The 11099-nt window shown below is 41.9% G+C and carries 12 protein-coding genes; 5 read left to right on the forward strand and 7 right to left on the reverse strand.

Going from position 1 to position 11099, the window contains the following annotated elements; all coding sequences use genetic code 11:
* Positions 1 to 364 precede the first annotated feature (364 nt).
* Together spoIIP and M3205_RS24080 are read left to right on the forward strand one after the other, a co-directional pair.
* A complete protein-coding gene (gene spoIIP, locus M3205_RS24075; protein WP_251172191.1) occupies positions 365 to 1495 on the forward strand; it encodes a stage II sporulation protein P in 1131 nt (376 codons plus the stop codon).
* 209 nt (positions 1496 to 1704) lie between these two features.
* A complete protein-coding gene (locus tag M3205_RS24080; protein WP_251172192.1) occupies positions 1705 to 2478 on the forward strand; it encodes a (S)-benzoin forming benzil reductase in 774 nt (257 codons plus the stop codon).
* 33 nt (positions 2479 to 2511) lie between these two features.
* On the opposite strand, the gene M3205_RS24085 is transcribed toward M3205_RS24080, so the two are convergent.
* The 5 genes from M3205_RS24085 to M3205_RS24105 all read right to left on the reverse strand — a co-directional run bounded on the left by M3205_RS24085 (position 2512) and on the right by M3205_RS24105 (position 6576).
* Complete coding sequence (locus M3205_RS24085) at positions 2512 to 3147, reverse strand: adenine nucleotide alpha hydrolase family protein (protein ID WP_251172193.1); 636 nt, start codon at positions 3145 to 3147, stop codon at positions 2512 to 2514.
* Between the two features lie 230 nt (positions 3148 to 3377).
* A complete protein-coding gene (locus tag M3205_RS24090) occupies positions 3378 to 4112 on the reverse strand; it encodes an amino acid ABC transporter ATP-binding protein (protein WP_251172194.1) in 735 nt (244 codons plus the stop codon).
* An 18-nt stretch (positions 4113 to 4130) separates the two neighbouring features.
* Positions 4131 to 4832 (reverse strand): amino acid ABC transporter permease, encoded by a 702-nt coding sequence (locus tag M3205_RS24095; RefSeq protein WP_285886969.1) that lies wholly within the window; start codon positions 4830 to 4832, stop codon positions 4131 to 4133.
* Positions 4819 to 5640 (reverse strand): amino acid ABC transporter substrate-binding protein, encoded by an 822-nt coding sequence (locus M3205_RS24100; RefSeq protein WP_251172196.1) that lies wholly within the window; start codon positions 5638 to 5640, stop codon positions 4819 to 4821. The genes M3205_RS24095 and M3205_RS24100 overlap by 14 nt, the downstream gene beginning before the upstream one ends.
* A gap of 108 nt (positions 5641 to 5748) precedes the next feature.
* Positions 5749 to 6576, reverse strand: coding sequence for a DUF2935 domain-containing protein (locus M3205_RS24105; RefSeq protein WP_251172197.1), 828 nt, complete (start codon positions 6574 to 6576; stop codon positions 5749 to 5751).
* A 125-nt stretch (positions 6577 to 6701) separates the two neighbouring features.
* Here M3205_RS24105 and M3205_RS25725 point away from each other — a divergent pair, with 125 nt between their 5' ends.
* On the forward strand, positions 6702 to 6833 hold the full coding sequence (locus M3205_RS25725) for a hypothetical protein (protein ID WP_285886972.1): 132 nt from the start codon (positions 6702 to 6704) through the stop codon (positions 6831 to 6833).
* A gap of 39 nt (positions 6834 to 6872) precedes the next feature.
* On the opposite strand, the gene def is transcribed toward M3205_RS25725, so the two are convergent.
* Positions 6873 to 7451: a peptide deformylase gene (def, locus tag M3205_RS24110; RefSeq protein ID WP_251172201.1), complete on the reverse strand. Its 579-nt coding sequence runs from the start codon at positions 7449 to 7451 to the stop codon at positions 6873 to 6875.
* 401 nt (positions 7452 to 7852) lie between these two features.
* On the opposite strand from def, the gene liaG reads away from it, so the two are divergent.
* A complete protein-coding gene (gene liaG, locus M3205_RS24115; protein WP_251172198.1) occupies positions 7853 to 8707 on the forward strand; it encodes a LiaG family protein in 855 nt (284 codons plus the stop codon).
* Positions 8708 to 9044: 337 nt separating this feature from the next.
* Here the strand turns inward: liaG and M3205_RS24120 are convergent, their stop codons facing one another.
* Positions 9045 to 10031, reverse strand: coding sequence for an LLM class flavin-dependent oxidoreductase (locus M3205_RS24120; protein WP_251172199.1), 987 nt, complete (start codon positions 10029 to 10031; stop codon positions 9045 to 9047).
* Positions 10032 to 10173: 142 nt separating this feature from the next.
* Here M3205_RS24120 and M3205_RS24125 point away from each other — a divergent pair, with 142 nt between their 5' ends.
* A complete protein-coding gene (locus M3205_RS24125; RefSeq protein WP_251172200.1) occupies positions 10174 to 10890 on the forward strand; it encodes a 3-ketoacyl-ACP reductase in 717 nt (238 codons plus the stop codon).
* The last annotated feature ends 209 nt before the right edge of the window (positions 10891 to 11099 follow it).

Raw genomic sequence — 11099 nt, forward strand, 5'->3', positions numbered from 1 at the left:
GGAATTCATTATAAATATTCTTACTCATGAAAAATCCTCCGTCCTATTGATTAAATCTATTGAAACACAAAAAACCCCAGAAAGGGGCACTTTTTTATAAGTGTCCAGTATCTGGGGTATAGTTCAATTTAGTAAAAAGGATTACATTTTATTATGCAGTTTATACTAAATGGCTGCAAGATCATTCAAGACCACTTTTTTGTCCCCTTCTTTTGCAATCACTTAGGCAGCCTCGTAAGCACGCCTTTAATACTGCTGAACATTTTCTTCATCGCGGGCTATTTAAAAAAGCCCGATTTCCCTTTGGATCCCTATCTTCTAAATCAGCTTATCCGTCATATATTTAGATAGTGGAGGGATTAATATGAATTCTAAATTAAGCGTCCATTCTCTTTTCTTTTATATAAACAGCTGGCTTCTCAGTATTTGTGCAGTCGTGGCGCTTGCAGGGGCTGTTACGCTTTATCCGGCTGCCTTTTCTTCCTCACATATGAATGTGCTGCTAAAGGATATTAAAGCCGACCAGCTCTTCATTCATTTTTTAAAAGCTGAAAATCATTATTTTTACAAGGAAGCTGCTGAAAGCTACTCTCTGTCCGGAACCCTCTTTAAGCTGGCAACCAACACACAGCCGCAGGATATTAGAACATTCCTTGGCCGGGAGCTTCCTGGTTTTTCGATCTTTGATACCGGTATTGCCGTGGCAGGTGAGGGTACCGATTTCACCAACCTGCCAGTGGAATCCGCCCCTCCCCTTGAAGTTCTTTTAAAAGAAAAAGAAATGGCTATGAATAACGGCCAAAGTGAGGATAATGCTGCTCCCCCGGAAATTCCAGACAGAAAAGGGGTTCTTATTTACCATTCCCACAGCTGGGAATCGTTTGCTCCGTTATTAAAAGATGTCAAGAATACAGATGAGGCTGTTAGTCCCAATGAACAGGTTAATGTTATTGCTGTCGGAAAAAAGCTTAGTGAAGAACTGGCGAGAAAAGGCATAGGCGCTGAGCATGATAAAACCAATATAGCTGCTGAGCTGAAAAAGAAGGGCTGGAACTGGGAGAATTCCTATAAGATGTCACGAGAAGCTGTCCAGACTGCCATGACGGAGAATAAAGATGTTAAATTTCTGATTGATATACACAGAGATTCGCTGCCACGCGGGAAAACAACTGCATTAATTGATCAAAAGCCTTACGCGAGACTATTTTTTGTCGTCGGCAAGGAGCACAAAAACTATGAGCAGAACTTAAAAGTGGCTACGGAGCTCCATCAGGCACTGGAAGCAAAATATAAGGGAATTAGCAGAGGCGTCATTGTGAAAGGAAAAAGTGAAGGCAACGGCATATATAACCAGGATCTTTCCGAACGGGCCCTCCTGCTGGAATTCGGTGGTGTGGAAAATAATCTGGAAGAACTGAATCATTCTATTAAAGCATTTGCGGATGTGTTCAGTGATTATTACTGGAAGGCAGAGCCGGTCAATGCGAAAAATTAGTGCTTGCCATTATTGTCTCCTGTTTACTTTTTTCAGCACTTTCTTTCTCTACCTTCTGTTTGGTATAAGCATGATTACAGTTACCTGCCTGTTTACAGGAATGATCCTCTCCCTTATCAATTTAATAGAAGATGAAATGAAAGCTTTCAGGGAGGATCACAATGGTCGATACAGGAAAAAGTAATTGTTTTCTGTTTTAATAGAAGATAATGAAGCAGAAAATAGGAGTGATAAAAGTGAAATTGGCAATCATAACTGGCGCATCAAAAGGGTTAGGGGCTTCCATTGCCAGGAGAATGATGATGGAAGGTACTGGGATCATTTCTGTTTCCCGAACCGAAAACCCTGAACTAGCTAAGCTTGCTGCAAAGAAACAAGTATTCTATGCTCAATATTTCTGCAACCTGTCTTCACCGGATGAGCTTGAATCTGTTTTCAGCGAACTGACAGCCTTATTGCAGGAGAAACAGCCGGAGACCGTTTATGTATTTAACAACGCAGGGGTCATTGATCCAATCGGTACAGCCGGGAACCTCAATCATGCGGCATTAATTCAAAATGCTCACGTTAATCTGATTGCTCCTATAATGATTTCAAACATCCTGCTGCGTGAAGTTTCATGTGATATGGTCATTGTCAATATTACTTCAGGGGCTGCGGAAAGACCTATACAGGGGTGGAGTGCCTACTGCAGCACAAAAGCCGGAATAAATATGTTCACGGAAACTGCTGCATTGGAATTGCAGACAGCAGGAAGCAGCCATAAAATTATAGCCTTTAGTCCAGGTATCATGGACACAGATATGCAGGGAACCATTCGTTCTTCAGCAAAGGAATCCTTTCATGATCTGGAAAAATTCCAGGCATATAAGGAGAAAGGTATGCTAAGGGATACGGAAACTGTGGCAAACACATTGGCAGGCCTGCTGCTGCATAAGGAGATTGAGAGCGGCAAAGTGTATGATGTAAATGACTTCATTTAAAAATGCCAAAAGCCGGCTGGGTGGCCGGCTTTCTTATTTATCTTTCAATATATTATTATCAACAATACCGTGATGAATACGCAGTACTTCATGGTTATTTCCTCTTTTTATAACAAAAAAACCATTTGAGAAGTCGGAGGATAATGCTTTAAAGAAAGTGCCATTTATTCCATTCTCATGACTTTCTCCAAGGATTAGATGATAATCGTGGCCTTTTTGGACGATTTGGGCCGGCATCCCTTTTTCTGTATCATCAGAAGGATCATGGACCTTTCTGGAAACTTCTGCGACATGAATATCCACCCCATCAAGCAGCTGGAATAATTCATTGATCAGCGAAGGCTTTACCAGCCTCTCCAGCTTGGTTTGAACAGCCTGTCCAATGATAATCTGGGTGATTTTATACTCCTTGGCCACATCAGCGATCACCCTGGCAGTCTTTTTCTCCCCGGCATACTTGGCGAGCATCTTCATCCCGTATTTCTCTGCTAAACTTTCGAACAAGTATTTTGTCTGAAGCTCGTTAAAGTCAAACTCTTCCTCTTTCCGGTTTTCTACGGATAGGATATAACCCTCTCCCCGAAATGCTTCCTTCAGTTTTTTGCCTCTCTGGGCCAGTCTTTCCGCATGATCGGGATTGCTTACACATATTAGTATATTTTCCTTCATATTAGCACCTCTCCCACCGGATTGTATTTTTAGTATAGCACGAATAACATGGAATAAACCTCTGGCGAAAGTGCTCTATACTAAGGATTATTTATTAAAAAATTATGAATAAGAACTCCTTTGTCCGGGCATACTAATCCTACAAGTGTAAATCCCCCTTTTTTCAGCTTCCTTTCATGGAAGCATTTTTTTTGATAAAAAAAGACCTCTGCCTGTCTGCAGAGGTCTTTTCATTGAATTAAATTCAGGAACTGGCTTGTACGGACTTCTTTGGGACTGGAAAATATCTGTCTGGGCTTACCGCGTTCTATAATGATACCGCCATCCATGAAAATGACTTCATCCGCTGCATCCCTGGCAAATCTCATTTCATGAGTAACAATCACCATGGTCATTCCATCAGCGGCCAGGTCCTTCATCACCTTCAGCACTTCCCCAACAAGTTCAGGGTCCAGCGCGGAAGTAGGTTCATCAAAAAGCATGACCTTGGGCTCCATCGCAAGAGCCCTGGCAATTCCAACCCGCTGCTGCTGGCCGCCTGAAAGCTGGTAAGGATAGTAGCCCGCTTTATCCGCTAAACCCACTTTTCTTAAGAGAAGTTCCCCTTTTTCCTTAGCCGTTTCCTTTGATATGCCTTTCACTGTAACCGGCCCTTCCATGACATTTTCCAGTGCAGTCATATGCGGGAATAAGTTATAGTTTTGAAACACCATTCCTGTAAGTCGTCTGAAGGGTGGGATATCCTTTTTCGGGACCTGCCGGGAAAAGTCGAGAACTTGATCACCAATGGCAAGAATTCCTGAAGTTGGCTGCTCCAGCACATTGATGCACCGCAGCAAGGTCGTTTTTCCAGACCCAGATGGCCCGATCACTACAACAACTTGCCCTTTCTTCACTTCCAAATCGATTCCTTTCAGTACTTCCAGCTGATCAAATTGCTTATACAAACCCTTTATATTAATCATCTATAGCACTGCCTCTTTTCATGAAGAAATATATCTGTCCAGCCTGCGTTCAAGCCTTCCCTGCAAGATTGAGAGCATAAAACAGATCACCCAGTATATAAGGGCAGCCTGAGTATATAAAAGTAAAAATTCATAATTGGTTGAAGCTATTTCCTGTGCTCTTCGAAACATCTCTGCAACAAGAATCATGGAAGCCAGAGAGGTATCCTTTACAAGACTGATGAATGAATTGGATAGCGGCGGTATCGATACCCTGGATGCCTGAGGAAGGATAATTCTCTTAAGTGTCTTGGAATAAGACATGCCTATGGAATATCCCGCTTCCCATTGTCCTTTTGGAATTGACAGGATGGCTGCACGGATAATTTCGGAGGCGTACGCCCCTACATTCAGCGAAAACCCAATAATTGCTGAGGGTAAAGGATCAATAATCACACCAATAGTTGGAAGCCCATAAAAGATGATGAACAGCTGTACAAGTAGGGGCGTCCCCCTAATGGCTGATACATAAATTCTCGCTATCGCTCCGAGTGCCTTATTTCCCGAAATGCGGGCAAGTGCCGTAAATATTGCCAATGCCAGCCCGCATATAAAGGAGATTAGCGTTAACGGGATGGTATAGAGAATAGCCCCCTTCAGCAATGGCTGAAATGAATTCATGCCTATCTCTATCAGTCTTTCGATCCTTTCCGGGCTGGCAAAAATATTACTTAAGTACATTTTCGCCAAACCATTTTTCTGAAATCTTCAAGTACGTGCCATCCTCAATCATATCAGCCAATGCTTTATTGACTTCATCAACCAATGTATCGCTTCCTTTTCTGAACATTAGACCGCTTTGGGAAGCATCATCGGATTGATCAGCGATTTTAACCGGTGCATCCGGCTTATGTTTTTTATAATCCAAAAATGACAAATTATCGTTGAGCGTAACATCTGCACGCTTAGAATTAATCAGCTCTATCGCCTGGTTAAATCCATCTACACCTACAATTTCCGCACCATATGACTTTGCCAAGTCAGCATAATTGCTAGTCATGGACTGTGCGGCTTTCAATCCCTCTATGTCTTCAAAGCTCGAAATTGTATTATTGGATTCATGTGTAATCAGAACCGCAGAAGAAGAGATATACGGATCCGAAAAATCATATTTCTCCTGCCGATCAGGACGAATTCCCACCTGGTTTGCAATCATATCAAACCGTTTTGAATCCAATCCCGCAAACATGGCATCCCATTGCGTTTCCAAAAATTCAGGTTTCACACCAAGCCTTTTGGCCACTTCTTTTGAGATATCCACATCAAAACCGGTAAGCTCGCCTTTATCGTCATGGAACGTGAATGGCGGATAAGTGCCCTCCGTTCCAATCAGCAGTTTCCCCTCATCTTTTACTTTTGACAATAAATCTTCCCCCTGCTCTTCTTTGGCAGGCTGATCCTGATTCTCCGGGTTTGCTTTATTTGTTCCGCATCCTGAAATGATTAAAATGAAACAGATTAACACAGCACTAAAAAGTGTCTTTTTCATGTTAGCCTCCTGTTTGAAAAGTAATTATATTGTTATCTTTTCCTAAAGTGCTTAGTTTATAGGAGACCACAGAAAAAAACCCTCTTTCTAAAAGAGGGGTTTTTCGGATTAAGAATAGGATGGTTTTTTCAAAGAACATTTTGATGCTTCTTCCACCAGCTCAGGAGCGTAAAAACTCAGCTTTTTAATTAGATAGCAGGCTTCAGGGAAGTGATGTTCGAGAAATCTCAGTGTTGTTTTATTGAGGATTCTTTTGCCCGCGTATTTCTCGACTATCCCCTTAATGTATTCATTCATTTCAATCACAGTCAGCCCCACATCTCTGGCCAATGCCTCCTGTCGGGGAAACCCTGGCTGCGTAAACCGGAGATATCCTTTCATATGACGGTTCTGTACCATAAACCCCTGAAAAATCCGGGTATACGTATCTGCCTGCTCATCTACAAATACCTCTATCGGATCAATTGAGTTTTTCATAAGAATGATGTGTCCCAGCTGATCCTCCAGCCACAAATCCAGCAAATCAAAAAGAGATAGCGGCGGAGGTATAAGCCCTTTTGCATAATAAGAAAGCAGGCGTAAATATTCCTGATTTTCACTTAATGTCCCGTTAAAATAGGTTGGCGAAAGATTTATATTAATCATGTTATTAATTCTCAGATTCTGAAGTTTTCCTTCAAATTGAAAATAGCCACTTACAGTCGGCCATATCTCCTGGGCCATTGCAGCAGCTTCCTGTGAGTCTGCAGGTGCTGAAGATGCTAACTGATTAAGCCTGGTCCTAAGGTTTCTGAAGGTCTGCCTGTAGTCATCCGCTCTTTTTATATACTTGCCTTCTGCCGGCGATAGATGGTCCCTGACAAATATCGCATGATCCTCAAGAATCTCCAGCCAAAATGCATGCTCCTCCCATGGCGTCAATACTATTTCATTCATCCGATCCCCCCATCATTATCCTTTTAAATGTATATGCCATTTTAAAGGGAACAAGAAGGCCGGTCAGGATAAAAAGGAAGTAATTTAGAGAAAATAAAGAAGCATTTTATGAAAGGAGAATCCCAATGACCAAAAAATTCAATCAAGGCAGCAATAACCAAAATTCACCAAGAGGAAATCAATCCACAATCAGCGGTGATAACAGCAAGGGAAATAAGAGGAATAAGGATCAAAAAGATAAGACTGATATGGATTAAGAAAAAACCGGCTTCACATCGGAAGCCGGTTTTTCAATCTCAAAAATGATCCATAACTGAGTTTTCCGGAATTTTGAACGGGTCGTTTTTATCAATTCGATCATAAAACATTATTCCATTCAGGTGGTCGATTTCATGCTGCATGATGATGGACGGAATCCCCTTAAAGCGGAGTATCACTTCCTCGCCATCAAGATTATGCGCTTTTACTTTAATGCGCTCATAACGGGGCACATATCCTTTTACATCACGGTCTACAGACAGACAGCCTTCACCCTCTGGAAGAAAAATAACACCAACAGAGTGGCTGATTATTTTCGGGTTAATTACATAATGCTCCTGGGGCTCACCTTTTTCATTGGTAAAATAAGCAGTAAACATTCGCTTGTTCAGGCCAATTTGGTTAGCGGATAGCCCAATACCTGGACGCAAACCATATTTCTTTGCAATTGCAGGATCCTGACTGTTCTTCAAATACTGCATCATCGCAATCAGTGTTCCGCGATCCTCCACAGTTAAAGGCACTGGCACTTCCTTTGTAACTTCGCGGAGAATTTGATCACCCTCACGCACAATATCCTTCATTGTAATGATTGTATCAGCATTAAATTTACTCATAAATAAAAAATTCATCTACCTTTACTATTATTGTTTTGAAAAGCTTTCAGTAATGGGTCATATTTATTATTTCTATGAAAGTGTTTGTTTGCAAGTTTTTTCTTGTTTTAATCCTATCAACTTTTAAGTCGAAAACTGTTATTATGTTAGCATTCGCAGCAGTGTCATGTCCATTCCTTTGGACACAGTCTTATTGTTTTATTTAAATGAATGTTCCTATTTTTTCCTTTTATAATAGTGATAAGAATTCTTTGGGATCTCATTAATAACCCGCACAAATGTAATCTCATATCCAATAAGCCTCAAGTCTTAGCTGGAAATAAAACCGCGGCTCAATGTGCCTGAACTCGGATTAGCATAAAATAATATTAAGAAATTATTTGGAAAGCAGGGGATTCACAGTGAAAAGGATTTTCGTCATTTTTATTGTTTTAATATGTTCATATATGCTCTTTATCGGCGTGAACAGCTTCTTCATCTTTGGAGGAAGCAGTACCGAAGCTACTCTCAGCAAGAGGACGGATACAATCAACATTGATGTATCAAGGTCAGATACCGTCATTATTCCTAATAAGGGGAATGAAGTTAGAGCGGAACTTGACGGTAAAGGGAAAGTGACCGTCAATAAGTCTGGTAACGAAATTCGTGTAGAATATAAGAGAAAGTGGCTTGAGGGCTTTCAGTTTCTCAATAACAAAAGCAACTTGAGAATCTACATTCCTGAAGACTTCAATAAGTCTATGTCAATTCATGTAGGTTCCGGCCGTCTGAATTTCGCCGGTGAATCCAAAAGCAAGCCTTTCGAGCTTGAGAGCCTGGATGTTAATATGAGCTCTGGAAAAGTCAGCCTGGCCAACATTAAAACGGAAGAATTTGAGCATGAAGGCTCATCAGGAATGATGGATGCAGATCACTTATTTGCTCGTTCAGGCGAAATAGATATGAGTTCAGGTAAAGTGAAGATCCGTAACTACCAGGGCAAGCTTGACGCCGGGGTCTCATCAGGACATCTCGATATAATGGTTGGCAAATTGATTGATTCTATTAAAGTGGAAGCCAGTTCAGGTTTTGTCCGCCTTGATTTGCCTGATGATGCAGACTTCACCTTAAAAGGCAAAGCAAGCAGCGGCCATATCAACAGCAATTTTGAATTGGATGATGAAGAGCGGGATAAAAATGCTATTTCCGGCAAACATGGATCAGGAGAACATGACATCCGCATCTCTGTATCCAGCGGGAAAGCAGAAATTAACTAAGTCCGGGAAACCGGGCTTTTTTTTTATAATGGTTTCTTATAAAAATGACCCGCTTACAGAGAAGAATATACAATATTGCCGGATAGAGACATGCAATCACTTATGTGGATAACAAATAAACGGGCATGAATGGGGATAACTTTTCGTCTCAATCTTGATCACCTATGTGGATAACTCTATTAACTCTTCTGTTTATCCACGCCGTGTGGATGAATTGGGTTAAAAACGCCTTAAGTTGTGGATACTTCTGAAAAATTAAAAAAATCAATGAATTAGTTATACACATTCAATAGTAATATAATTTTTCAGTCTGTGGATGCAATGGAGATCTCTGGTTTCAGCTTAAGCCGAATGCTTCTGCCAGCAGTTTGTACGAATTCAGCTTACCTTGAAAGTCATGAATATTGGTAATGACCATAAACTCATCTGTTCTGTAGATTTTGCTTAGCACCTGCAGTTCTTCTTTTATTTTTGCCGGGGTACCTACTAACATCCTCTTGCGGTTTTCAGTCACTTTTTCCTTTTCCTCATGTGTTAGCTGGATATCTTCAGCTTCAATGCTTGAAATTAATCTCGTATCTCTCCCTTTTTCAACTGCCAGGAGCCACATATCCTGGCTCAAAGCCAGCATCTCAGCCTCTTCCTGTGTATCAGCGCACACAACAAAAATGCACACATTTGCTTTCGGCTCAGTCAAAGCTGCTGAAGCCCGGAATTGACTGAAATATGTATCCAGTGCTCTCTTTCCATTGTAAGGATTGATAAAGTGCCCATACGTAAAGGCAACTCCATGTTCCGCTGCCAGTCTTGCTCCACGGTGCGTAATTCCAAGAAGCCACAATAGGGCAGGGTCGTCTGTCTGTGGAAAAGCTTGCACATGCTGATATGGATGGTCTTTGCTTAAAAAACCCTGCAAATCCCTTAACTGTCTCGGAAACTCATTCAGACTTTTCCTTACGCCATCAGTCAGAGCAAGCCGGGTGGACGCAGATCCCCCTGGTGACCTCCCGATGCCCAAATCGATTCTTCCTGGAAATAGAGTCTGAAGCACATTAAAATTTTCGGCAATTTTATAGGGGCTGTATTGAGGCAAAAGGACTCCGCCAGAACCGACCTTAATGCGGGTGGTGCCTGAAGCAATATGGGAAATAAGAATTTCCGGTGAGGAGCCGGCCATTCCATTCGAATTATGATGCTCAGCTACCCAAAAACGGGTGTAGCCAAGCTCTTCTGCCATCTGGGCAAGCTTGACTGTTTTACGGAAAGTTTCAGCTGCAGAATCCCCTTTTGCCATAACAGATTGATCCAAAACACTAAGATTCATGAGAAATCCCCCTTTTAATGAAGATGATCTTATCACAAGGGGTACAGCTTCCTCAACTGTCCCGGCTGCGCAAGCGGTTTATTAGGAAATTCACAGCCTTTCTGGTAGTATATGAATGATTTTTTTTTGAGGAGGAAAAACGATGCATAAATTAAAAGGCAAAACCGCTCTCATCACGGGAGCAGGCAGAGGAATCGGCCGCGCTACAGCTATCGCGCTTGCAAAAGAAGGCGTCCATATTGGTTTGCTTGGCCGCACGATTGAAAACCTGGAAAAAATGGCGGAGGAACTTAGCCAGTACGATGTAAATGTATCTGCTGCAGCAGCCGATGTTGCCGACCTTGAAGCTGTTACACACGCAGTCGAGCATATTAAGTCAGATCTTGGCTCTGTGGATATCCTGATTAACAATGCCGGAATCGCCAAGTTTGGAGGATTCCTGGAGCTTTCTCCCGCTGAGTGGGAAAGCATCATCCAAGTCAACTTGATGGGTGTATACAACGTGACAAGAGCCGTTCTTCCTGAAATGATTGAACAGAAGTCCGGAGACATTATCAACATTGCATCCACAGCCGGCCAAAAAGGTGCGCCTGTCACCAGTGCATACAGCGCATCTAAATTTGCCGTTTTAGGCTTAACAGAGTCCCTGATGCTTGAGGTCAGAAAACACAATATCCGGGTTAGTGCGTTAACTCCAAGCACGGTCGCCACTGACCTTGCGATTGAGACAAACCTGACAGACGGTAACCCTGAAAAAGTCATGCAGCCGGAAGATCTGGCAGAATTCATGGTAGCTCAGCTGAAATTGAACCCTCGGGTGTTTGTCAAAACATCCGGCATGTGGTCTACTAATCCATAAACTTTTGCTGAATCCCCAATTGTTTAATGATTGGGGGTCCTTTTTGAAAGAAACAAAATGAGACTGCCGTAAAGGCAGTCTCATTTCAGACTGTCGACAAACTCGATGAAAATCGTACTTGTCGGGAGTCTTTTTTGATTTAAAATAGAAGTAATACAATGCTTGAGGTGATTAATATGCTTTCTAAACATAATCCAATTCAACGGGAT

Origin of the sequence: Cytobacillus firmus, assembly GCF_023715565.1 — a bacterium.
In the GTDB taxonomy this organism is placed as follows: domain Bacteria; phylum Bacillota; class Bacilli; order Bacillales; family Cytobacillaceae; genus Cytobacillus; species Cytobacillus firmus_C.